Raw genomic sequence first — 24,791 nt, 5'->3', positions numbered from 1 at the left:
CCCGGCCGACTAGACATGCAATCGAATGCAAGGAAGGACGACCAGATGAGCAAACCCAATCTTCTGATCCTGATGGTCGACCAACTGAACGGCACGCTCTTCCCCGATGGCCCGGCAGACTTCCTGCACACGCCGAACCTGAAGCGGCTTGCTGCCCGTTCCGCCCGGTTCCGGAACTGCTACACCGCCTCGCCGCTGTGCGCCCCGGCACGGGCCAGCTTCATGTCGGGCCAGCTTCCCTCGCGCACCCGGGTCTATGACAACGCCGCCGAGTTTGCCTCGGACATCCCGACCTACGCGCACCACCTGCGCCGGGCGGGCTATCAGACGACGCTTTCCGGCAAGATGCATTTCGTCGGCCCCGATCAGATGCACGGGTTCGAGGAACGCCTGACCACCGACATCTACCCCGCCGATTTCGGCTGGACCCCGGACTACCGCAAGCCCGGCGAACGGATCGACTGGTGGTACCACAACCTTGGCTCGGTCACCGGCGCGGGCGTGGCCGAGATCACCAACCAGTACGAATACGACGACGACGTCGCGCACCAGGCCATCCAGAAGCTTTACGACCTTTCCCGCGGCCTCGACCCCCGCCCCTGGGCGCTGACCGTCAGCTTCACCCACCCGCACGACCCCTTCGTCGCCCGCCGCAAATACTGGGAGCTTTACGACGGTGCCCCGGAATGCGAGCCGCCCGGGCCGGTGGCCTACGACGACATGGACCCCCACTCCCAACGCCTGATGGACGCCTGCGACTGGCGGGGGATGGAGATAACCCCCGACCACATCCGCCGCGCGAAACAGGCCTATTTCGCGAACATCAGCTACATCGACGACAAGATCGGCGAGATCCTCGCGGTGCTGGAGGCAACGCGGCAGGAGGCGCACATCGTCTTCCTCTCTGACCACGGCGAGATGCTTGGGGAAAAGGGCCTGTGGTTCAAGATGAACTTCTTTGAAGGTTCGGCCCGCGTTCCCCTGATGATCGCCGCGCCCGAGATGCCTGCGGGCGTGGTGGAAACCCCCGTTTCCTCCATCGACCTTGCCCCCACGCTTGCCGCGCTGGCCGGTATCTCGATGGCTGAAGTTGCGCCCTGGACTGAAGGCGTCAACCTGATCCCGGTCGCCAACGGCTCCTCCCGCCCGCCCGTCGCAATGGAATACGCCGCCGAGGGTACGATCACGCCGATGGTCGCCCTGCGCGAAGGCGCGTGGAAGTACATCCGCTGCCCCGCCGACCCGGAACAGCTCTTCGACGTGGCGAACGATCCGCTGGAGACGAGGAACCTGGCCACAGACCCGCGCGCCGGCGAAATCCTGGCCCACTTCCGCACCCTTGCGGACGCCCGCTGGGACCTTGCCGCCTACGACGCCCAGGTCCGCGAAAGCCAGGCCCGGCGCTGGGTGGTCTACGAGGCTTTGCGCAACGGCGCCTACTTCCCCTGGGACCACCAGCCGCTGCGCGCCGCCAGCGAACGCTACATGCGCAACCACATGGACCTGAACGTGCTGGAAGAGCAGAAGCGTTTCCCGCGGGGCGAGTAGCCTGGTTTCCGCAGGTCCGGACAAGCCGTTGGCTTGGAAGACGCTGCAGAGCCACGCCGATCGCTAGCGGTCAGTCATACCGAAGCGCCGTCGCCTTGCCGCGGAAGATCCAGTAGCTGAGGATGGAATAGGCCAGGATGGTCGGCAGCACGATCAGGGTGCCGACCAGGATGATCGCGAGCGACTCGGGTGCGCTTGCGGCTTCGTAGATGGTGATCGCCTCGGGCACGATGAAGGGAAAGAAGCTGTAGGCCATTCCCGCAAAGCCCAGGACGAATAACGCGATCGTTGCGACAAAGGGAATCCAGGCGAAGCGGTCGCCTTCCATCGGCAGGCGGCGGAGCTTCCACCAGATCAGGCCGATCGTCAGCGCCGAGACGGCTGGCAGCGGCGAAAGGTACAGCATCTGCGGCAGGCCGAACCATTTGTCAAAGATGCGCTGGGAGACGAAAGGCGTTGCCATCGAGATCGCGCCCATCCCCAGCACGACGCCCCAGATGCCGCCCTGCGACCACTCCACGGCCTTTTTCTGCAACGGGCCTTCCGTCTTGGCGATCAGCCAGGTCGCGCCGATGAAGCTGTAGGCCACGGTCAGGAAGACCGCCGTAATCAAGGCAAAGCCGACGTGCCACCAGGTGTAGCTCAGGCCCATGATGTACAGCCCCAGCATGAAGCCCTGCGACAGGCCGGTCATCAGGCTGCCGGTAAAGAAGGCGCCATCCCACGCGCGCTTGTGCTTGAGGGGAGCCTTCGCGCGAAACTCGAACGCCACGCCGCGCAGGATAAGGCCGAACAGCATGACGGCCACGGGCAGGTATAGCTGCGTCAGGATCGCGCCATGTGCCACCGGAAAGGCGACGAGGAGAAGCCCGATGGCAAGGACAAGCCAGGTCTCGTTCGCGTCCCAGAACGGGCCGATGCTGGCAACCATCGTGTCGCGTTCCTCCGGGGTGGCGAAGGGGAACAGGATGCCGACGCCAAGGTCGAAGCCGTCGAGGACGACGTAGATCAGGATCGACAGGCCCAGAAGGGCGGCGAAGATGAACGGCAGATCAAGGGTGGCGAACATCATCCTACTCCGCTGGAACGGCCATGGCTTCGCCGCCCTTCACCCGCTCGTCCTTGGGCAAAGGTTCACCCCGGGCCGCCTTGCGGGCCATGTAGGTGATGACCCCCATGTAGGCCAGGATCAGCGCGGCATAGACGGCCAGGTAGACCAGGAGCGTCGTCAGCACCATCGGTGCGGGCACGTCGGCCACGGCGGCCTTGGTGCTGAGGACCCCCTGCACCAGCCAGGGCTGGCGCCCGATTTCGGTGGTGTACCAGCCCGCCAGCGTGGCGATCCAGCCCGAGAAGGCCAACCCCGACATCCCGTAAAGGTAAAGCCGCGGCATCGCGTCCACCCCGCGCCGCCACAAAAGGAAGGCACCCGTCCAACTGGCCAGCAGCATCAGCATGCCCACACCCACCATGATCCGGAACGACCAGAACACCGGGGCCACGGGGGGGTGCATCACCTCGCCCTCGGCGGTGACGAAATCGTTCAGGCCGGGCACGACGCCCGCAGGATCGTGCTTGAGGATGATCGAGGCCAGGCTGGGGATACCGATCTCGAAATGGTTGGTCCGCGCCTCCTGGTCGGGCAGGGCAAACAGCAGAAGCGGGACGTTGCCTTGGGTCTCCCAGTTGCCCTCCATCGCGGCAACCTTCTGCGGCTGATGCTCCAGCGTGTTCAACCCGTGCATGTCGCCCATCAGGATCTGCAGCGGGATCAGGACGGCTCCCAGGATCACGCCAACCCGGAAGGTCGAGCGCACGCTGGCGCTGCGGTCTTTCATCAACAGGCGCAGCGCGCTGATACCGGCCAGCAGGAAGGCCACGGTCAGGCCACTGGCCAACAGCATGTGGCCCAGACGGTAGGGCATCGAGGGGTTGAAGATGATCGCCCACCAGTCGGTGGCGTAGACGATGCCGTCACGCAGCTCATAGCCTTGCGGGGTGTGCATCCAGCTGTTCAGGACCAGGATCCAGAACGCCGACATTGTTGTACCGAACGCGACCAGGCCGGTGGCAAGCGTGTGCAGCCAGCCCGGCACGCGGCTGGCACCGAACAGCATGATCCCGAGGAAGACCGCCTCAAGGAAGAAGGCGGTCAGCACCTCGTAGGCCAGAAGCGGCCCGGCGACGTTGCCGACCGTCTCCATGAAGCCCGGCCAGTTGGTGCCGAACTGGAAGGACATGGTGATGCCCGACACCACGCCAAGCGCGAAGGACAGCGCGAAGACCTTGACCCAGAACATGTAGGCCTCGGCCCACTTGCGGTCGCCGGTCGCGTTGAAGCGCAACTTGAAGAACAGAAGCACCCAGCCCAAGGCGATTGTGATGGTGGGAAAGAGGATGTGGAACGAGATGTTTGCCCCGAACTGGATGCGGGAAAGCAGAAGTGTGTCCATCGTTACCGTCGCTCCTTTGCCAACCGATTATGGCAAGTACCCGCTGCAGATGGCGCGCATCCGGGGGAATTCTAGTGGGGGAGCGTCGGTTCGCCGCATCAGACCTGCCTACGGACGCATCGCTGGCGCCAAAAGTCGGTAGACGCATCGGCAGCCCGATTGAAGCTGCCAAACGTCAATGTCGGCTCAACCTTACTGGAGGAATCTGAAGTGCCTTCTCTCGACCCGCCAGCCTAGGTCAGCCTCTGCACGAACCAGACTGCCCCGGTCAGCCCGATCACGACCGAGCCGGGAACGACCACCACCGCGCGGTACAGCGCGTGCCGTCTGAACCACAGGCTGACGCACAGAAACGCAGCGCCCACCACGGCCAGTTGCCCGATCTCGACCCCAAGATTGAAGCCCAGAAGGGCAGCCAGAAATCCGGTCTCCGGAAGCCCGAACTCTGCAAGGACCGAGGCGAACCCCAGGCCGTGCAGAAGGCCGAACAGAAAGACCAGCGGAAGCCGCAGCGCGCTTCTGCCTTTGCCGAAGATGTTTTCGACAGCCACAAAGACGATGGATGCCGCGATTGCCGGCTCGACCACGCTGGCGGGAATGGTGATCACCTCCGCCGCGGCCGCGGCAAGGGTCAGGGTATGCGCTGCGGTGAAGGCACTGATCTGCAGCAGCAAAGGGCGGAGCCGCGTGTCGAACAGGAACAGCCCCAGGACGAACAGGATATGGTCAAGGCCCAGCGGGACGATGTGCTGAAATCCCACCGGAACATAAACCGCAAAGGTCGACCAGCCGCCTTGGGCATCCCCGCCTGCAAGCGCAACCGGCGGGCTGGTTTGGCCTGGCTCCAGGTAGCCGTCGTAAGGGCTTTCGACGCCGTTCTGCCGCAGGACAAGGGGGCCAAGCGGCTCCGCCCAGCCGATGCTGACGGTTCTGGCCCCCAGTGGCAGGTCCACAACCAGGTTCACCGTGAAGCTGCGGGACAGCCCCTGGACATCGCTTTCCGGCGGCACCACCGAGGTCAGGACGGGCATCCGGTTCACCCCATCGACCAGGATGCGGACTTGATCCGCCATGCCGGGCCAAAACGTCCGAAACCTGACCGCGATCTCGCTGGCGGGCCGGACGCGCAGGGCATCATAGGTCCCGTCCTCCGGACCGGGCGCGCCCTCTTCCTCCGACGACAGATCAAGACCGGCCATGATCGCGTCGATGTCGGCCCGGATGGCAAGCTTAAGCGTTCCGTCTTTGACGGAGAAACTTGCGATTGCGGGCAGCACTTCATGCGCGCGCGCCGGATGTGGAAGAAACGAGAGCGCAAGCATGGCCAGCACGGCCAACAGCTGGCGATGCCGGCGGGGGTCAAGCGGCCTCATTCCGGTTGCCCCTTCGCGCCAAGCTGAAAGCTCAGGCTGGCCCAGTGGCTTTGCCAGACGACGCTGCCGGGTCCCTCGGCCGCAATCATGTGCACGGCGTTGAACAGATAAAGGCCGGGTCCGTTCAGTCCTGCGACCACCCGGCCGTCGGCATCGCTGGTCAGAAGCGCGCGCGTCACAGTTGCCGGATCGGCTTCGGGCCGGTGGAAGACCGAGACCTGCGTATCGGCTTGAGGCTGACCCTCCCAAAGCAGGTGCACCTCGACCGTCTGCGCCCCCGCAATGAATGGGGAGGTTGCGGCCACCAGTTCGTAGCGAAGCCCCCGTGGCGCGTCCGCACCAAGCCCCTTTGCCGGGCCGGCCGCAGACAAGGTTCTGGCGTAGCGTAGATATCCCTCTGCAATCTCACGGTCCGGCGCCCCGCGCGAGCGGTGTTCGTCCATCACCCGCCCCAAGCCTTCGTAATCGAGATAGTCCCGGAACTCGGCCAGATCTTCGAAGACGACATAGGCCGGAGCCGTCTCCACGGTGATCAGATGCAGGCCCGGCGCGGTCAGATCGACGGACAGGGCCGGGATGTCTCCCTGACGGCCTTCAAGCTCTTGGACGCCGTCGGGGGAATAGTGCCGCGCCGAGCGGATGATGCGGTCAAGAAACGGAAGCGGCTCACCGACCAGCATCTGTCCGACCCGGACATGGGCCGTCGTCCCGCTATCGGGTTCGATCCAGAATTCATGCGCCGAGGCTTCTGCCGCGACCAGAATCCCGCACGCCAGGATCAGTGACCGAAACTGCATCTCATTTCCCCATGAATGCTGGCGCGACGAGCGGGGTCCGGCGACACTGCCGCCGGGCCCCTTGTCACTTAGCGACCGGCGTTGACCACGGCCGGGCTGTCGGTCGGCCCCTTGTCGTCCGGACGGTTGCCCTTGATGCCACCCAGGGCATGCGAGGCGGCGACCGTTTCGGTCCCGGTATCTGCGCCGGGAACCTCGGTCGATCCCTGGTCATGCCCTTTTGCGAAGGCACCCGTGGCCAGCAGGCCCAGCATCGTGACGGCGAAAAACTTCTGCATCTTGCTCACTCCTGTTGTTGAGTACGGAAGCTACGAACCGCGGCGGCGAGAAGTTTCACCTTCAGGGCAGAAGCCGCAAAAGGCCGCTGGCGGGTTGATAATTGCCGTCCGCATGTCATGATCGGGCCGGTGTTGCGTTGGTTCTGCGCGTCCCAGGCTTCGTCGATGCCTGCCCCGCCTCGAAAACTCATTCGGCAGGAAACAGAATGAACCCCGCTTTTCCCGCGCGCGACGCATGACCAGCCCAGGTCCCGCCACGGCACTTCCTCGCCGCGTGACCGTCCGTCCGATCGTCTTTCTGGCGGTCGGCTTCGCGGTGCTGGCGGTCATCGTCGTGATGACCTTGATCCTCGCCGAACGCTCGCAGGAGTATTTTGAACGCGCGACGAACGCGCGCGATCAGCGGATGGCGGCGGTGGAACTGCGCAACGCGCTTCTCGCCGCCGAATCCAGTCATCGCGGCTTCATCTATTCAGGCAACGAGGTCTACCTCGCCCCGTTCGAAACCGCCGCCCGGCAGGCGACCCGCTGGTTCGAGGCACTGGATCAGGCGACGGCTGACAACCCCGAAGCAAAGCCGCTGGTCGAAAAGCTTCGCACGATATCCTCTGAAAAACTGACCGAACTCAAAGACAGCATCGCATTGAAACGTGCCATGCGTGACGACGAGGTGATGTCGAACTTCCGCATGTCGCGCGACAAGGCCTTGATGGACGAGGCCAACATCTTCCTCTCCGGGCTGATCTGGGCCGCCGAGGATGCGGCAGCCGACGGGGCAGCAGAACAGCGCACAAACGCCGCCTGGCTGCGGCTGGTCACCAGCGTTGGCGGTCTGATCATCGTGGCCGTGGTCGGATTTGCCATCGCTTCGGTGCTGCGGCACAGCCGGGCGCTTTCCCTGGCACACGGCGATCTCGCGGCGCTCAACGCCAGCCTCGAGGCGCGGATCGCCGCCCGGACCGCCGATCTCCAGCAGGCCAACCATGAAATCCAGCGGTTTGCCTATATCGTCACCCATGACCTTCGCGCCCCGTTGGTGAACATCATGGGCTTCACCAGCGAACTGGAAATGGGCATCGAAAAGCTGGTTTCGGCTGTCGAGGCAGATACCTCCGAGCCCGTCAGCGCCGCGAAGATAGAGGCGCGCCTGGCGGCAAGCGAGGATCTGCCCGAAGCGATCCGGTTCATCCGCTCGTCCACCAGAACGATGGACCAGCTGATCAAATCCATCCTGAAACTGTCGCGCGAGGGTCGCCGCGCACTCAGGCCGGAAGAGGTGGACCTTGCCCAATCGCTTTCCTCTGCCACCGCAGCGGTCCAGCATCAGGTCCAGCAGGACGGGGGCACCATCACGCTTGAGGTCGGCGTCCCGACGATAGAGGTGGACCGCGTGGGACTGGAGCAGATCATCGGCAATCTTCTGGACAACGCGGTGAAGTATCGCAGCGCCGATCGCCCGCTCACGATCTCGGTGCGGGCCTCTGCGCTGCCTGACGGCAAGGTGGCCCTTGCTGTGCAGGACAACGGTCGCGGGATCGCCGCGCAGGACATGGAGCGGATCTTCGAACCCTTCCGCAGGTCCGGCGTCCTGGACCAGCCCGGCGAAGGGATGGGACTTGCCTTCGTGAAGGCCCTGGTGCGCCGGATGGGAGGCACCATCGACGCCACTTCCACTCTCGACGCCGGGTCCATTTTCACCGTAACTTTGCCGTTACGTCCGACCCCGGGCGACGTGGAGCGCTCATGAACCAGACAGTCTCTCCCGTAACAATAGTGATGATTGAAGACGACGAGGGCCACGCCCGACTGATCGAAAAGAACATCAGGCGCGCGGCGATCAACAACGACATCCTGGCTTTCGTCGACGGCGCGAGTGCGCTGAAATTCCTGCTGGGCGAAGATGGCAGCGGCAAGGTGAACATCGGTCGCCAGCTTCTGGTGCTGTTGGACCTGAACCTGCCGGACATGTCGGGCATGGATATCCTGGGCCGGATCAAGACGAACGAGCACCTGAAATGTGTGCCGGTGGTGGTGTTGACCACGACCGATGACGCCGTGGAAATCCGCCGCTGCTATGACCACGGCGCCAACTTCTACGTCACCAAGCCGGTCAGCTACGAAGGCTTCGCCAACGCCATCCGGCAGCTTGGCCTGTTCTTCTCGGTCGTTCAGATCCCCGAGACGACATGAGCCCGGATGGTGACGCAGCACCGCTTCTCCGTGTGCTTTACGTGGATGACGACAAGGCCCTGGCCCGGCTGATCCAGAAGGCGCTGGGACGGCAAGGGTTCACGGTCGATCTTGCGTCCACAGCCGATGCCGCGCTGGACATGATCGCGTCGCAGCCCTTCGACGTCGTGGCGCTGGACCACTACCTGCCCTCCGGAACCGGGCTTGATTTCCTCGACCGGCTGGCGGGCCAGACCGGGACCCCGCCGGTGGTCTACGTCACCGGGTCGTCCGAACCGAATGTCGGCGTGGCGGCCCTCAAGGCCGGGGCCAGCGATTTCATCCCGAAGACGATCGGCGACGACTTTCTCACCCTTCTTGGGTCGGCCCTCAGCCAGGCGATTGTCAAAGCGCAGCTTGTCGCCGCCAAGGAGGCCGCCGAGGCCGAGGTGCGTCTGGCACGCGACCGGGCCGAAATGCTTCTGGCCGAGGTCAATCACCGCGTCAGCAACAGCCTGACGCTGGTGTCCACACTGGTCAGCATGCAGGCGAACCTTCTGACTGACCAGGTGGCCAAGGACGCGCTTGCCGAAACGAAAGCGCGGATCTTTGCGATCGCTTCGGTGCACAAGAGCCTCTATTCCTCCAGCGACGTGCGCCACGTCGATCTCAGCGAATATCTCGACGGTTTGCTGCAAAACCTTGGACTTTCGATGCAGGCCGAGGGCAGCGGCACCCAGTTGCTGACCGATCTTGAACCGATACGCCTTGTGACCGACGACACGATCAACCTCGGGATCATCGTCACCGAACTTGTCACCAACGCCTTCAAATACGCCTACCCCAGACGCGATGGCCAGATTTTCGTCCGCCTCCGCGCCCTCGGCACCAGCAGTGCCGAATTGACCGTGGAAGACGCGGGCATCGGGCGCGAGGCGGCTCCAAAGGGCACGGGGCTTGGAACCCGGATCATCAAGGCGATGGCGACGTCGATGAATGCCGAAATGGAATACATGGACCGCGCACCGGGCACGGCGGCGCGGCTGACGTTTCCGCTGCGGAATTGAAGGTGGGAGGCCAGAATGCAAGCATCAACGGTCAGGCTGGGGATCCTCGCCAGTGTCCTGACGGCCTTGGCACCCATCGCCTTCGCGCAAGACGCGGCGCAGGGCATTACCGTTTCGACCGTGTTCCCGCCGTTCGACGCCAATGCTGCCGCCTGCGAGCGGCCGGTGGGGCTTGACCGCGTTCTCGCCTTCGCCAAGGACAACGACCGGGAGTTCGTGACCGGCATCGACCACGGGCTGTCGCTTGCCGCCAGGGACCGCGGGATCGACTATGTCGTGGCTCTGGCCGACAACGACAGCGCCGTGATGCTGGACCAGCTTGACGCGTTCCGCTCCGACCGTGTCGGGGCCATCGTCGTCTCGCCGGTCGACCCCGGCACGCAGGCCCCCGGTCTACACGCCCTGATCGCGTCGGGCGCCTATGTCGGCACCATCGTCGCGCCCCCCGCCACGTCGCTTCTGAACGCGCCGCAATACCGGACCGGGAAAGAGCTTGCCGACCTCGCGGTGGAGTATATCAGAACCAACCTCGATGGCCGCGCGAATGTCGTGCTTCTGACGCAGGACAGCATCCAGTTCCTGACCCCCCGCTTCACCGCCATCCGCGACGCCCTGGCCGAGCTGCCCGCGGTGCGCATCGTCGCCGACATCTCGCCGAACCCGGTCGGCAAGGAGGGCGGGCTTGCGACGATGCGAACGATCCTGATCGCCCACCCCGATGTCGACGTGATCCTGGGCGCAGACGGGGTCGTGCTTGGCGCCCTGCAGGCGCTGCGCGAAGCGGGCAAGGACCGGCCTGACCAGTTCCTGGGCGGGATCGACGGCGAGCCAGAGGCGGTGGCCGAAATTCGCGCCGGCGGGCCTTACAAGGCAAGCATCAGCCTGAATTCTCCGGTTTTCGGCTACGCGATGGGCCAGCACGCCGCCGACTGGCTGGACGGCAAGCAGATACCTCAGGCGATGGACATCCTGCCCCGCGCGCTGACGGCCGAAAACCTAGCCGCCTACGAGGCCGATCTGGCCGACCCCGGAAGCGTCTACAACGACCCAGCGCGCCGCGACAGCTATCTGAAGATGTACGGCAACATCTGCTATTCCACCCGCGCGAACTACGTCAACTTCCCGTGGTCGTCCGAAGCCAACTGAGGCAGGGCTAACGACGCGTCATTCCCGAACGCAAAATCCAGTAGGAAATGTACGCATTGGCGGTAACAAGCAGGCGAATATGGGGACATTGCCAGCAAAACAGTTGCGCTCATCCGGGGTGGTCTGACGTTTCGCCGAGACGGAAGGTACCTCCCCCACTGAGGGTCGCGTGCCAGGGCATAGGACTGAGATTACTGATTCATTCCACAGCAGTCCCGAGAACGATTGTAAGTTCATGATCTCCATCCTCCAGCGGAAAATCCAGACCGCCGACCGAGGGTGACATAGGGGTTCCGTCAAGGTCGGCAGACAGAATACCGTTCGTGGCGCCGTCCGGGTTCCGGATGGAAATGGCATAGCGCGCCTGTCCCAAGGCTATCCTGACCGTCAGTTCCGGCCACGAACTGGGCAGGCAGGGATTGAGCGAGAGCCTATCCCCTTTGCGGGTGAGACCAACGATCCCCTCGATGCCAGCGCGATACATCCAGCCGGCAGAGCCGGTGTACCACGTCCAGCCACCGCGGCCCGAATGCGGGGGCGTTGAATAGACGTCCGCCGCAACGACATAGGGTTCAACCTTGTAGCGGTCGGTGTCGGCCGGGTTCAGGGAGTGGTTGATCGGGTTCAACATGGCAAACAGCGCATGGGCTGCATTGCCATCGCCCAGTTTCGCCTGGGCAAGGACCGCCCACATTGCCGCGTGGCTGTACTGACCGCCATTTTCGCGCAGACCCGGAGGGTAGCCCTTGATGTAGCCGGGATCAAGCGGCGTCCGGTCGAAGGGCGGAGCGAAGAGAAGCGCGAGGCCGGGGTCGAAGCGAACCAGGTGGGCGGTCATCGAAGCCATCGCCTGCCGCGCGCGGTCCGGGTCGGCCGCCTGGGAAAGGACGGCCCAGGATTGGGCTATGCTGTCGATCCGGCATTCGTCCGAACTTGCCGATCCGAGGAGCGTTCCGTCGTCGAAGGTGCCGCGGCGGTACCACTCGCCGTCCCAGCCGTGGGTTTCTATGGCAAGAAGGACAGAGTTCCGGTGCGCGCGCCAACGGGCGGCGCGGTCTGGGTCACGAGCGTCGGCCAGCGGAGCGAGGAGGTCGATTGTGGCGATCAGAAGCCAGCCCAGCCAGACGCTGGTGCCCTTGCCACCTTCGCCCACGCGGTTCATGCCGTCGTTCCAGTCGCCGGTCCCGATCAGCGGCATGCCGTTGTCGCCCGTGAGCTGAATCGCCTGGTCCAAACCTCGGGCGCAATGTTCGAAGAGGGATGCCGTTTCGTCGGACTGCTGCGGCTGGGCAAAGTCGTCGTGAGCTCCGTCTGGCACCGGGGGGCCGCTCAGGAACGGAAGGTCTTCGTCTAGGATCTTCGCATCGCCTGACACTGCAACGTAACGCGCGACGCCGTATCCCAACCAGATCCGGTCATCCGAGATGCGGGTTCGCACGCCCTGGCCGGAATGGGGCAGCCACCAGTGCTGTACGTCTCCTTCGGGGAACTGGCGACGGGCGGCTCGCAAGAGGTGGGCGCGCGTCATTTCCGGCCGGGCAAAGGTCAGGGCCATCCCGTCCTGCAGCTGGTCGCGGAAGCCGTAGGCTCCGCTGGCCTGATAGAACCCCGCCCGCGCCCAGATGCGGCACGCCAGGGTCTGATACATCAGCCAGCCGTTCAGAAGAATGTCCATTGCGCGGTCGGGCGATGTCACCTGTACTGTGCCCAGCAGCGCCGACCAGTGATCCTCCACTTCGGCCAGCAGCGCGTCGGCGTCGGCTGCGCGGAGGCGCCGGATCAGCGCGCTGGCTTCGGAGGCACTGTCCGATTGCCCGATAAGGAAGGTCAGCGAGACCGTCTCGCCGGGAGGAAGCGTCACACGGCGCTGGAGGGCGGCGCAGGGGTCCAGGGCGGGGCCGGTTCGACCGGAAAGGCGGGTTGTGCGAAGACCCGCCGGAAAGGCCAGCGAGCCGGCAACCCCGAAGAACTCGACCCGGTCGGCCGTAAAGCTGCTGACCCCGTCGCCGAAGTCCGCAAAGGCGATGCGGCCGGGAAAGGCCGTGCTGAAGGTGTTCTGCGCCAGGATAGCCCCGGTCTCGGGATCGGGGTGGGTCACGATGTAGGGGGCCGTCGCGCCACGGGAGGTACCCAGGACCCATTCGGCGTAGGCGGTCACCGACAGGGTCCGCGTCGTCGTGCCGGTGTTGCGCAGCGTCAGGCGGCTGATCTTTGCAGGTGCTTCCAGCGGCACGAACTGCACCAGATCGGCGTCGATGCCTTCAGCCGCATGCTGGAAGCGGGAGTAGCCGAAGCCGTGACGCGCGACATAGGTGCCGCCGTCGCGAACTGGCAGAGCGGTGGGCGTCCAGATCTTGCCGGTCTCGACGTCCTGCACATAGAGCGCTTCGCCCGGCGGGTCAGTGACAGGATCGTTCGACCATGGAGTAAGCTGGTTCTCGCGGCTGTTTTCCGACCAGACGTGGCCGCTGCCCTCGGCCGAGACCTGAAAGCCGAAAGTCGGATTGGAGATCACGTTTATCCAGGGCGCGGGCGTGGTCTGCCCGGCCTGCAGGATGGTCACATATTCGCGCCCGTCCCGGGCGAACCCGCCGGTGCCGTTGAAGAATTCGAGCTGCGGCAGGTCCAGTCTGGGCGACGGCGCGGTAAGGACGGGGGCTGGCGGGACCAGAGTCTCGGTCACCGGCAACGACGATATCCGCGCAAGCTGGCTGGCAAGGTCGCCCTGGCTGGCCACCAGGATGACGCGCGCCGCTGCGAAGAGATGTGCCCGTGCGCCGCCGTGCAAGAGATCGGTCCGCAGCGCATGGATCGTCCCCTTAACCGGGGCGTGGATGCCCGGCGCCTGTGGACGTGACCGGGCCGAACGGACGGCAGCGTCGATCGCAATCTGAAGGTCCTGCACATAAGAGGAAGTGCGGTCATTCAGCACGACCAGATCGACCGCAAGCTGGCGCATCTGCCAATACTCATGCGCTCTTATCGCTTCGTGCAGGACGGAGATGTCCTCGATGTCCTCGATCTGCAGCAGCACGATCGGCAGATCGCCCGAGATCCCCAGCGACCAAAGTGCAGATTGCGGCGCGGCGCCTGCGATGATCTGAGCTGGCCTGGCGCGCAGCCGTGCATCATTGCGCATCACCATCCCGCCCAGCGTCTGATAGTCGGCGGCGTCGGCATGCGTGATGCCAAGATGGCGGAGCTGAACCTGCGCCTGGGTCCAGGCCAAGGTCGCTGCACGCGCGAAGGCAGAGGCATCCCGGTGGCGGTCCACGAGGTCCAGAAGCGCGTCGGGCGTGTCGGCCACCATGGTCCAGAAGGTGACGCGCGCCGTACCGCCCGCTGGAACCCGGACGCTGCGGCGGATCGAGAAGATCGGGTCCAGGACGGTGCCGGTGGTGCCAGACAGCGGCTGATCGACCGCTGCCGCCGTGGCAATGGTCCGCCCCCGCCCGATGAAGCGCGCGCGGTCGGTCTCGAACTGGATCGGCGCGGTCTCTTCGCCTTCGACCACAGCGATATGCGCCGCCCAGACCTCGGGATCATGGGGAGAGCGGCGACGTCGGGTGGCAATGATGACGCCCAGTTCCGGCAGGTAGTCCGTCACCACAAACATCTTGGAAAACGCCGGGTGGGCCTGGTCGGCGGCGGGCGGGGCCAGCACAAGTTCGGCGTAGGACGTCACGTCTATGTTCCGCGCCTGGCGACCACTGTTGGTCAGGGTGACCCGACGCGCCTCGGCGTCATCCTCGGCCGAGACGACGACTTCTGTCGTCGTGGTCAGTCGCGCTGTCCGATGGGTGAATGCCGCATGGTGTTCGCAGAAGACCGCGCGACGCAGATCTGCGGCCGACCGGGTGGGCTGAACGCCGGACGACCAGAGTTCACCGCGGTCGCGGTCGCGCAGGAAGACAAAAGCCCCAAGTGCGGGCTGGGCGGCCTCGTCCCGCCACCGCGTGACGGCCATCTCCCGCCAGCGGCTGAAGCCCTCGCCAGCGGGCGTCAGCATCACGCCATAATTGCCGTTGGACAGCAGATGCGACGTTGGCAGTTCCGTAGCGGGACCTTCGAAAGTTCGCACGGCCGGCGCATCGACCTGTTCGACGGGGGCCACCAGCACCTCGGTCGCCCGCGGTGGGGCGCTGCCGACGTCGCGCGGAATGCGCTCCTGCAGCAGAAGCTCGGCACCCTGTATCATCGGCTCGGCATGGAAGCGGTCGCGCAACCGGCCGTCTTGCAGCGTGTTGGCAATGGCAACGATGGTCATGCCCTGGTGGTGCGCCATGAAGCTGCGGACGATGGCCTGCTGCTCGTTGGAAGGGAGGCGCGCAGGCGTGAAGTCGACCGCTTCGTAAAAGCCGAAACGTCCTTCGGCCCCGAGGGCTGCAAGGCGGGCATAGTTCTCGACTGCGGCCACCGGGTCCACCATCGCGGCAAGGCCCGTGGCATAGGGCGCGATCACGCGGTTTTCGCTAAGACCACGCTTCAGACCCAGTCCCGGGACGCCGAAGTTGGAGTATTGATAGGTCATCTCCAGATCGCGGGCATTGTAGGAGGATTCCGAAATCCCCCACGGAATTCCAAGAGCGGCCGCGTAGCCTTGCTGGCGGGACACGATCAGGCGGGTGGTCTGTTCAAGAACCGACCCGGTCGGCGCACGCATCACAAGCGAGGGCATCAGGTACTCGAACATGCTGCCCGACCATGAGATCAGCGCTGAGCCTGATCCGATGGGCGTTGCGGGCCGTCCCAGCCGGAACCAGTGCCGCGTCTCGACGTCGCCCTTGGCAATGGCGAAAAGACTGGCAAGCCGTGCCTCCGAGGCGAGAAGATCGTAGCAGTTGGTATCAAGCCTGTTGGATGACACCGAAAAGCCAATGGACAAAAGCTTCTTGTCTGGCTCCAGCAGGAAGTTGAAATCCATTTCCAGGGCCAGAATGCGGCAAAGCGCTTCGACTTCCTGCAGGAGAGTTGGCTCTGACGGGTTGGCAAGGTCTGCAAGATGATCGGTCAGCGCGGTCTGCATGGCCGTAGTCCAGACCTTGGCTTCCGAAAGCGCATCGCCCGTCATTGCAAGCGCACCTTCCATCGGGACAGTCAGCGAAGCTAACGGGTTGCCCGGATCAGCCGCCAGGGCGGTGACATCAGCAAGCGCCCGGACCAGGTCCAGATCCTCTGCATGTGACCCCAGCGACCGCTTGGCGATAAGCGCGCAATCCGCCATCGCTTGGCGCACGACACGGTCGTCCTGCACCGGCTCGTTTGCCCAAGCGCGGCAGGCCTGGGCCACGGCGATCAGGTGACCGGCAAGGTTGCCGCTGTCCACGGAGGAGACATAGGCCGGTTCAAGGACACGCAGGTCGCGGGTGTCGTGCCAGTTGTAGAGATGGCCGCGAAACCGCGGCATGCGCTGGATGGTGTGCAGGGTGTCCAGCATCCGTTGCAACGCGGCCCGCTGGCCGATCCAGCCCATGTCGTGGGCCGCGACGGTGGAGAGAAGGTAAAGCCCGATGTTGGTGGGCGAGGTCCGGGTCGCGACAACGGGGCGCGGAATTTCCTGGAAGTTGTCCGGCGGAAGGAAGTTCTCTTCCGGCGTCACGAAAGTCTCGAAATACCGCCAGGTCCGCCGCCCGATCAGCCGCAGTTCCTGCGCCTGAAGCGCGGTAAGGGACGAGATCGCCGTCACCTTGCGCGGCAGGCTGATCGCGCGCGAAACGGCGGGCGCCAAAAGCCAGGCCAGACCGAACGCAAGCGGCAATGGCCAGACTTCGGGGTTCAGGGTCCACGCCAAGCCACTGGCGGCAAGGCCCAGGGCCAACCCGGGCGACATCGCAATGTATTGCTGTGGCAGGCTGGGCAGAGCGTTGCCGCCGACCTGTGCAGCGGTCATCCATTCCAGAAGGTTCCGGCGTGACACCCGCAGGCGCCAGATGGTTCGCACGACAGCATCCAGCATCGTGGCGGCCGTGTCGGCCAGAAGCGTCAGGCTGACCGCAATCTGGCCAAGGGCAGTCAGGGTGTCCGACCTGAGGGCCGCGAAATGGCTGCTGAGCGTCACGCCGGCGCGGGTAGGGAAGAAGCCAAACGGCAGCGACAGAAGACGCGGCAGGCCTAGCATGGTCACGGTCAGCAGAGTCCACGACAGGGCCTGAGGCCAGGGCAACATCCAGCCGGCAAACAGGGACGCCACCATGAACGGTGCCAGAAGCGACCGGCGCAGGTTGTCGATCATCTTCCAGCGCCCCAGCGTTGGAAGGCCTCCCCGGTCCTGCCGGCGGGTTCCGAAGATCCAGGGCAGCAACTGCCAGTCGCCCCGCGTCCAGCGATGCTGGCGGCGGATGTCGACGTCGTAGCGCGCAGGATAGTCCTCGACCACCTCGATGTCCGACGCAAGCCCGGCCCGGGCAAAGACACCTTCGAACAGGTCGTGGCTGAGAAGCGTGTTCTCGGACACGCGCCCTTGCAGTGCGGCTTCGAAGGCATCGACGTCGTAAATGCCCTTTCCGGTGAACGTGCCCTCACCAAAGAGGTCCTGGTAGAGGTCGGACGCGGCGGCTGCATAGGGTTCGATACCGCCGGGGCTGGAGAAGAGGCCCTGATAAATCGAACGGTCCTGTCCTGGCAGCGATGGACTGACCCGCGGTTGCAGGATGCCATAGCCGCCGGTCACGCGCTGGGTATCGGGATCAAACCGGGCGCGGTTCAGGGGATGGGCGATCTTTCCGACCATCTGCGCCACAGTTCCGCGCAGCAGTCGGGTGTCGGCGTCCAGGGTGATGACATAGCGGATGTCGGTCGGCAGCGGACTGCTGACGATGGAGTAGCTGGTATCGGTCGCGCCCCGCAAAAGGCGGTTCAGTTCCGCAAGCTTGCCGCGCTTGCGCTCCCATCCCATCCAGACGCCTTCGGCTGCGTTCCACAGCCTTCGGCGATGCAGGAAGTGAAAGCGATCACCGTCCTCGCCCGGATATCGCTCGTTCAACCGCGCCATTGCTTCGGTTGCCACGGTGATCAGGCGCTCATCTTCGGCGGTCGTTTCGGTGTCCGAGTCCGGCCCGTCAGACAACAAGGCATAATGGACCGCGCCCCCGGTGCTCGACAGATGATGGACCTCCAGCCGCTCGATTTCGTCCGCGATGTCATCGACTTGGCGCAAGAGGACCGGCACCGCCACAAGGGTACGCAGATGGGGCGGGATGCTCTTCGCAAGGTCCAGGCCGGGCAGGAGCTTCGGCGGCACCGAGCGGGTTATCACTGTGTTGACGATTGCTGTCGCCAATTCCGAAGCCGGCACCGCCCCGACAATCGCCAAGACGAAAAGCACAATGGGGCCGGTCCCCGCGGCAGCCATGAAAGTCAGGGTCAAAAACAGGACCAACCCGGTCGTGACTGCAATCGCGGCCAAGTAACCCGCAAGGCCGATGCTTCCAACCCGGCGGACCAACGTCTGCAAATGCGGCGGCCGGTACTGGGTCGCGGCCTCCAGTTCTGCACGCCCGTCGCCGATCAGCCAGTAACCCGGGTCCCGCTTGTGGGGCTGCTTCCCTGCACTTGCCAGGACCAGCGCCCTGTCCGCGACCTCATCTTCGGTCAAAGAGGCGTTCTTGGACAGGATTTCGATCTCGGTCCGGTAACTGTTCCGGGTCGCGAAATCCATCGCAGCATAGGTCGGGTTTCCCCGAAGCCTGGCCTCGACCAGACTGACGTCCTCGAAGAAATCTGCCCAGTCCATTTCCGAAGCGAGGCGCATCGAGGTAACGATGTTCCGCATCGTCACGTTCGACGCGCCAAGTCGGGTCTGGGTGCTGGCGATCACCTCGTCGACGGAGGTGCCCTGCGCAGCCAGCCGCTCTTCCAACCAGGCGAGGAGGGGCGTTTGCAGCGGGTCCATGCCGCGCAGACGCTTTGCGATCTGACTTGCAACGATATCCGGCAGCGGTTCCGTCTGGAACGGAGCCGCGACCTCTTGCAGGGTGGAGAATACGGTCTGGCCGGGTGTCTTGGTTGCGGCAAGCACGGCATCGACCATGGCGTCGGCCTGCTGGCGCAGGGCGTGTCCGTCGACGATCTGGACCGCCAAGCGCCGCATGTTCTCGACCAGAACGATGCGCAGCGTGATCGCCACCGCCCACAATTCGCCGATCATCAGCGGCTGAACCTGCTGGTAGGCGCGGACAAATCCCGCGAGGACCGAAGGGGAGATCAGGCTGTCGGTGTGCGCCACATAGGCCCAGGTCAGCCCGAAGACACGGGGATATCCTGCGAACGGACCTTGGGAAAGCTTGGGTAGCTGACGATAGTATCCGGGCGGCAGGTCGTCGCGAATCTGTCGCAACTGCTGTTCAACAAGGTGGAAGTTGTCCAACAGCCATTCCGCTGCGGGCGAAATGACTTCACCCGCTTGCAACGCCTCGCCGCAGGTGCGGTACGCGGCCAGAAGGATATCGGCGTTTTCCTTTACGCGGCGACTGAGCGGCTGCACACGCAGCGGCGCGCCGCTCTGGACAGGTTGGGCAGCCGCAAGGCTTTGGGCATGATGCTCAAGCCGCTCCGTGCCGAACAGGTCTGCCCTGATCGGCGCGCTGTCCAACCAGACTCCAGGGGAAGCGACGCGCGCACCAATCAGGGACTGCAGCGTACGACTTACGTCTTTCCACCCTGTCACTTGGCAGAGGACTTGCGCTCGGATGCTGTATTCGACGCAGTGATGCTGTCGGTGAGGTTTGCCGCAAGGGTGTCACGACCCGGCCGAGCGCGCAGGGCTCTGCCCGTCGGTTCGACGCGGTCAACCGCGTAGTCGGCGCGGATGCGGCGCGTCATCGCCGCCCACTTGGTTTCGATCTGCTCCCATTTCATCAGCTCATCCTTTCCGGTCATGGCAGTGCCCAGAACAAAGACGGCTCGGACATCGGCAAAAGACCCCGTGTCCTCACGTCTGTTTGAATCCGCAATGCTCGTAAACACGTATGACGGGCCAGCGTGGGCCCGCAGTATTGGCATCAATTCACTGAGTATCGGCTGAGGGCGTCTTGCCAGCGCCATAGGCGGTCTGGCCCAGAGCCTTAACGTGAGTCATCATAGCACGAACAACAGAGGCGGGTGTATCGGAATAGGATGCTGCGCCCGGGACTGCGGCAAGTTCCTGCCGGGAGATCGCTTTGCGGGCAACGGAAGCTGCGAGCAGGCCATCGTGGTTGCCGCAGTCATGCCGGGTGCCGCTAAATTTGAACGCCACGATCGGAGTGGTTTCGGACAAGGATGCAATCGCATCCGTCAGCTGCACCTCACCGCCCTTGCCTGGAACAGTGCGTTCCAAAGCAGCGAAGATCGCGGGGTCCAGGATGTAGCGCCCGACTGCCGCCAGTGCCGAGGGCGCTTTTCCTGCGGAAGGCTTTTCCACCATTCCCGAGGCGGGGAAGCAATTGCCCTTCTGTGAACCGCGAAGGCGAAAGATCCCGTACTGGGACGTCTCTTCTGGTCGGACTTGCATGGCCGCGACCATGTTTCCACCAGTATAATTCTCGGCCATCTCGACCAGACAGTTCGAGCCGAAGACAAGGTCATCCGGCAGCAGCACCGCGACGGCCCCAGGCAAGACCACGTCCTTGCAGCACAGAACAGCGTGACCAAGTCCACGAGGCTGATCCTGCGACACGAAAACCAGTTCCGGAAGAGCTCGGGTCGACGCGTCGAGCGCTCGGACGGTAGGTTGGTTGAAGAGATAGTCCTTGATGGACGTCTTTTCCGGGCTGATCACAACTACGATACGCTGTGCACCGAGGCCGACCGCTTCGGCGATCGCAAAATCCAGCACGACGCGATCGTATACCGGCAAAAGTTCCTTGGCGGTCACCTTCGTTGCAGGCAAAAGCCGAGTCCCCTTGCCAGCGGCAGGGACTATGACGGTTCTAATCGGATTGTCCGGCAAGGCAGTCTCCGCGATCTGAGTTGTGCAACATCAAACGCGAGCGAGAGCTGTTTGGTTCCTGACCTCGATGCAGTCTGTTCAGGCAAGGTGGCTGCCTAGGGATGAGCCATCTGCTTTCGGACCGCTGGCCCGAACCGGAAACGAACGACTCTAGGGCTTATCCGCGACAATCCTTCCGTCCTCCAAGGTCAGGATGCGGTCGGCACGATCCAGAATGCGGCTATCATGAGTGACAAGAAGCGTCGTCATCCCCCGCGACGCGCCAATCCGTTTCAGAAGGTCGATGACCTCGGACGCGCTGTCTTTGTCGAGCGCGGCTGTCGGTTCGTCGGCCAGAAGCAGTTCCGGGTTACCCACAAGCGCCCGGGCCACGGCCACGCGCTGCTTCTGCCCGCCCGACAGGTTCGCGGGCAAGTAGTCGACCCGATCCGCCAGGCCCACCAGTCCCAAAACGTGCTTGGCGGCACTGTCTGCCATACTGTCAGCAACGCCAGAATGGACCTTTGCCCCGATCATCACATTCTGTCGCGACGTCAGGCTTTCGTGAAGATTGTGGGCCTGAAAGATGAAGCCCAGCTTGCGCCGCATGGCAGTAAGCAGCGCTTCGTCTGCCCCGTTGAGGTTCTGCCCAAGCAGGCGAAGCGTTCCGTTCTGGACCGAGCGCAGGCAACCGATCAGGGTCAAGAGCGTGGTCTTTCCCGACCCTGACGGCCCCATCAGAACGGTGAAGCTGCCGCGTTCCAAGATCAAGTCTATGTCGAACAGGGCCTGCTTGCGGGCTGACCCTTCACCGAACCAGTGGTTCAGCCCCTCAATCTCGACGACGGGTTCTGTGTCCATCACTGCCTCAGAACAGGTCCGCCGGATCGGCGGCGGCCAGGCGGCGGGTGGCGATGATGCCGGACAGCACCGAAAAGACAACCGTTCCGACGAAGACAGTCACCGCCATCGACGGGGTGATCGCGAGAGGCAGCGTGGTCACCTTTGCCATCAGGGTCAGGATCGTCGCACCGACGGCGAATCCCGGCAGGAAGCCGATAATGCCCAGGATGAGCGCCTCTTCGAGAACTATGCCCATGAAGAACCGCTGGCCATAGCCCATAGCCTTGAAGGTCGCATACTCGCGCAAATGGTCGGCCACGTCCGTCGACAGGACCTGATAGACGATCACCAGCCCCACCAGAACGCCGATCAGGACGCCGAAGCCAAAGATGATCCCCGTCGGGCGCTTGGTCTGCTGATAGGTCAGTTCCTCTTGCGCGGCATCGGCATAGCTGCGGATGCGCAGAGCCGGGTCGGAGATCAACTCGCGCAAGCGCAGGACAGTCGCCGCGACGTCAGCGCCGGGGCGGAGCCGCAGCAGGATATGGTCGGGAGCAGTGGACCTTCGCGCCGGAAAGAGCGACAGGAAGGTCTGATCCGACACGATCATGTAACCATCCCCCCCGAAGCCACCTCCGCCGGAAAAGGTAGAATAGGCGGTCAGGGTGCGGCCCTGCGTCTCGAAGGCAATCGGTGACTGGGGACGGATTGCGGCGGCCTCTTCGCGGGTCAGGCCTCGGGCAAGGCGATCAACAAGCACGGCATCCTGCACTTCAAGCAGCGATATTTCTCCCGCGATTTCCGGCGCGATGAAGCCCGGTCTTGCGGGATCGACACCAAACGTCGTCAGGCTGATATCGGCATCCCCACGATCCCAAGGCACGTTGCCGATGAAAAGACCCGCCCCGTCGGTCACGTCCGGATCGGCCATCGCCTGCAAAAGCCACTGGCGCGCGACATTGCCGCCATCGTTCAGCGCGTTCGCGTCGGTTGCCGAGATCATTACATCGGCGGAAAAGAACTCGTAGGGACGCAAGGTGGCGGTCCCCATCGAGTTCATGATGCCCAATTGGACAAAGACCAAGACATTGGCGAAGGCCACGCCGACCAAGGCGGCAGCAAAGCGCGTCCGGTTGTGGGTCAGCTGTAGCCAGCCGATCGGCAAGCGGCCAAGGAGGCGCTGTAGAAGACGCGTCACGGTGCAGCACCCGTGTCCGGCTCGGTGCCCGAGGTATCGATCCGGGCGATAACTTCAAGGTTGGTGAAGCGGGCGGCAACGGCAGAGGAAGGTTGATCAAGCGCCACCAAAACGCGGATCACCCGCGCATCCTTGTTTTCGGCTGCATCGTCCGAGATCAGCCCCTGACGGCCCACGGTCAGGCCGATGGAATCGACCCTGCCCTGCAAGGTCTTGTCGAGCGCGGAGGAAACGAGTTCCACCGGCTGGCCAATGACTACCTTGGCGATGCGATCCTGCCAGATTTCCACTTCGGCCATCATCTGGTCCGTGTCGCCCATCTCCATGATACCGTCGGCAGGCGGGCGGGAACCGGGTGTCGCGTGGATGTCGAGGATCGCACCGCTACTCGGCGCCACGACGACGGCACGCTGCAGATCCAGCTTGGCGCGGGCGACATCGGCCTTGCTTGCCTCGACATTTCGCTGGGCCACCACGATGTCGGGTTGTTCGTCCCGGGCGACAGACGAAAAGCGCGCCAATGTCGCCTCGGCGCGGGTCACGGCCAGTCGCGCGCTTTCAGCGGCCGTGCGGGCGGCATCCAAGGTTTCCTGGGTGGCGACGTCGCGTTGGAACAGGTCATCGGCGCGTTTCAGGCCGGTCGCCGCCTCGGCAGCTGCAGCAAGAGCCTGATCCAGCACGGCTTGCGCCTCGTCCCGGCTGGCCTGCACGGCGGCACGTGTCTGCAGAAGTGCGGCCTCACGGACGGCAAGGTTCGCCTCAGCCGTCAGGACAGCGCCTTGAAGGGCGGAGGCGTTGTCGAGGCGTGCCAGGACGTCCCCCTTTTTTACGATCTGGCCGACCGAGACCAGGATGTCCGCGATCCGCGCGTCACCCGCGCCATAGGGGGCAGCCACGACCGACACGTCACCGTTGGGCATCAGGCGGGCCAGACCGATCACGTCGCTTGGCAGCATGGTTTCTGCCATCCGCGGCGGCAGTTCGACATTCGGAGGCAGGGCGATCGGAGTCTCCGCCCCACCACCCGGCTGCAGTCCGGTCAGGCTGTAGAACGCGCGCAGCAGAGGCGGCTGGAAGTACATTCCGATGACCGCGCCGGAAAACATGATGACGGGAATCAGAAGAACCAAGAGGTAGCGGCGCCGAAAGCGGCTCTGCTTGCCGGGTATGCCCTCGGAAGTGCCTGCACCGAGTTCCAGGGGCAGGCGGGCGCCGTCAGTGGTTTCGGGCATGTCATGAAGTCCTAACTTCTTCGGGCGACTAAGGCAGCCTTGGCATGGCAGATCGAACCAGACCTTGATGTCGGTCAAGCCTACCCAGAACCGTGTCGGCCGCGGTCACGCTCCGCGGAAGAAAAGTCCGGGCCGACCTGACCCAGCCCGCATCCTTTCAGACCGCATCCACTGCCTTTTGCAGCAGGTCGCGGACCTGACCTGCCACTGCATGGAGCTCGGCATTCTGGATCGACTGCATCGAGGCGACCGGATCGATGGCGCTGACTTCGATGCCGCCGTCGACTTCGCGCAGGATGACGTTGCAGGGCAGCATGGCCCCCACGCGAGGCTCCATCCCGATCGCCTTGTAGGCCATCCCGGGATTGCAGGCACCCAGGATGCGATATCCCGGCATCTCCACATCAAGCTTCTTCTTCATGGTGCCTGTGACGTCGATCTCGGTCAGGACGCCGAAGCCCTGTGCCGAAAGAGCGGCGCGGGTTCGGCTGTCGGCCTCCTGCATCGTGATCCCGTCGATCTTGCGATTGATCGTATATGTCATCGCTTCACCTCTTTGAAAACTGCGGGATCATCTGGCCCACATCCTGTTTTATCGGCAATCATGAGCGCTTCCGTGCGCCGTTGGCAACGCGTTTCGGCCGTTTCAGCAACCGTTGGAAGGGGCAGCCAGAACCTCCGCGATGAGCGCAAGCAGCAAGCCTTGTGCACGCGGCCAACCGAAGAACTGACATACCCCTGTCGCGCGCGGTCTACGAGCAGTTCAATCGCGCAAAGGTC

Annotated in this window: 17 protein-coding genes; 5 read left to right on the top strand and 12 right to left on the bottom strand. The window is 64.1% G+C overall.

Annotation, left to right across the window (positions count from 1 at the left end; translation table 11 throughout):
* The first annotated feature begins 45 nt into the window (after positions 1-45).
* Positions 46-1,548, top strand: a complete 1,503-nt coding sequence (gene betC / locus Q0C42_RS08700) for a choline-sulfatase (protein WP_295074443.1) — start codon at positions 46-48, stop codon at positions 1,546-1,548.
* 70 nt (positions 1,549-1,618) lie between these two features.
* Here the strand turns inward: betC and Q0C42_RS08695 are convergent, their stop codons facing one another.
* From Q0C42_RS08695 to Q0C42_RS08675, 5 genes are all read right to left on the bottom strand, one after another.
* Positions 1,619-2,617, bottom strand: coding sequence for a cytochrome d ubiquinol oxidase subunit II (locus Q0C42_RS08695; RefSeq protein WP_295074442.1), 999 nt, complete (start codon positions 2,615-2,617; stop codon positions 1,619-1,621).
* A 4-nt stretch (positions 2,618-2,621) separates the two neighbouring features.
* Positions 2,622-4,001, bottom strand: a complete 1,380-nt coding sequence (locus Q0C42_RS08690) for a cytochrome ubiquinol oxidase subunit I (protein ID WP_295074441.1) — start codon at positions 3,999-4,001, stop codon at positions 2,622-2,624.
* Between the two features lie 233 nt (positions 4,002-4,234).
* On the bottom strand, positions 4,235-5,374 hold the full coding sequence (locus tag Q0C42_RS08685; RefSeq protein ID WP_295074440.1) for a HupE/UreJ family protein: 1,140 nt from the start codon (positions 5,372-5,374) through the stop codon (positions 4,235-4,237).
* The gene (locus tag Q0C42_RS08680) at positions 5,371-6,171 is read right to left on the bottom strand and encodes a DUF4198 domain-containing protein (protein WP_295074439.1); all 801 of its coding nucleotides are present in this window, start codon (positions 6,169-6,171) and stop codon (positions 5,371-5,373) included. The genes Q0C42_RS08685 and Q0C42_RS08680 overlap by 4 nt, the downstream gene beginning before the upstream one ends.
* A 68-nt stretch (positions 6,172-6,239) precedes the next feature.
* Complete coding sequence (locus Q0C42_RS08675; protein ID WP_295074438.1) at positions 6,240-6,449, bottom strand: hypothetical protein; 210 nt, start codon at positions 6,447-6,449, stop codon at positions 6,240-6,242.
* Positions 6,450-6,684: 235 nt separating this feature from the next.
* Here Q0C42_RS08675 and Q0C42_RS08670 point away from each other — a divergent pair, with 235 nt between their 5' ends.
* Genes Q0C42_RS08670 through Q0C42_RS08655 form a run of 4 tightly spaced genes read left to right on the top strand, consistent with a single transcriptional unit; the run spans position 6,685 to position 10,831 of the window.
* The gene (locus Q0C42_RS08670) at positions 6,685-8,196 is read left to right on the top strand and encodes an ATP-binding protein (protein WP_295074437.1); all 1,512 of its coding nucleotides are present in this window, start codon (positions 6,685-6,687) and stop codon (positions 8,194-8,196) included.
* 29 nt (positions 8,197-8,225) lie between these two features.
* Positions 8,226-8,639, top strand: a complete 414-nt coding sequence (locus Q0C42_RS08665) for a response regulator (RefSeq protein WP_295074436.1) — start codon at positions 8,226-8,228, stop codon at positions 8,637-8,639.
* Entirely contained in the window at positions 8,636-9,685 is a 1,050-nt protein-coding gene (locus Q0C42_RS08660; protein ID WP_295074435.1) for a response regulator, read from the top strand. The genes Q0C42_RS08665 and Q0C42_RS08660 overlap by 4 nt, the downstream gene beginning before the upstream one ends.
* Before the next feature lie 15 nt (positions 9,686-9,700).
* A complete protein-coding gene (locus Q0C42_RS08655; protein ID WP_295074434.1) occupies positions 9,701-10,831 on the top strand; it encodes a sugar ABC transporter substrate-binding protein in 1,131 nt (376 codons plus the stop codon).
* A gap of 199 nt (positions 10,832-11,030) precedes the next feature.
* Here Q0C42_RS08655 and Q0C42_RS08650 read toward each other — a convergent pair whose 3' ends face one another.
* The 7 genes from Q0C42_RS08650 to Q0C42_RS08620 all read right to left on the bottom strand — a co-directional run bounded on the left by Q0C42_RS08650 (position 11,031) and on the right by Q0C42_RS08620 (position 24,555).
* A complete protein-coding gene (locus Q0C42_RS08650; protein ID WP_295074433.1) occupies positions 11,031-19,421 on the bottom strand; it encodes a glucoamylase family protein in 8,391 nt (2,796 codons plus the stop codon).
* Positions 19,422-19,492: 71 nt separating this feature from the next.
* Positions 19,493-19,708 carry a hypothetical protein gene (locus tag Q0C42_RS08645; RefSeq protein ID WP_295074432.1) on the bottom strand — a complete coding sequence of 72 codons (216 nt, stop codon included), beginning with the start codon at positions 19,706-19,708 and terminating at the stop codon, positions 19,493-19,495.
* A 127-nt stretch (positions 19,709-19,835) separates the two neighbouring features.
* A complete protein-coding gene (locus Q0C42_RS08640; protein WP_295074431.1) occupies positions 19,836-20,759 on the bottom strand; it encodes a UTP--glucose-1-phosphate uridylyltransferase in 924 nt (307 codons plus the stop codon).
* A 150-nt stretch (positions 20,760-20,909) separates the two neighbouring features.
* Positions 20,910-21,599: an ATP-binding cassette domain-containing protein gene (locus Q0C42_RS08635; protein WP_295074430.1), complete on the bottom strand. Its 690-nt coding sequence runs from the start codon at positions 21,597-21,599 to the stop codon at positions 20,910-20,912.
* Between the two features lie 7 nt (positions 21,600-21,606).
* Positions 21,607-22,779, bottom strand: coding sequence for an FtsX-like permease family protein (locus Q0C42_RS08630; protein ID WP_295074429.1), 1,173 nt, complete (start codon positions 22,777-22,779; stop codon positions 21,607-21,609).
* Entirely contained in the window at positions 22,776-24,011 is a 1,236-nt protein-coding gene (locus tag Q0C42_RS08625) for an HlyD family efflux transporter periplasmic adaptor subunit (protein ID WP_295074428.1), read from the bottom strand. The genes Q0C42_RS08630 and Q0C42_RS08625 overlap by 4 nt, the downstream gene beginning before the upstream one ends.
* Positions 24,012-24,168: 157 nt before the next feature.
* Positions 24,169-24,555: a DUF302 domain-containing protein gene (locus Q0C42_RS08620; RefSeq protein ID WP_295074427.1), complete on the bottom strand. Its 387-nt coding sequence runs from the start codon at positions 24,553-24,555 to the stop codon at positions 24,169-24,171.
* Between the last annotated feature and the right edge of the window lie 236 nt (positions 24,556-24,791).

It is taken from the genome of Tabrizicola sp. (assembly GCF_022842145.1).
GTDB lineage: Bacteria > Pseudomonadota > Alphaproteobacteria > Rhodobacterales > Rhodobacteraceae > Tabrizicola.
This window is presented reverse-complemented; position numbering and strand designations above follow the sequence as displayed.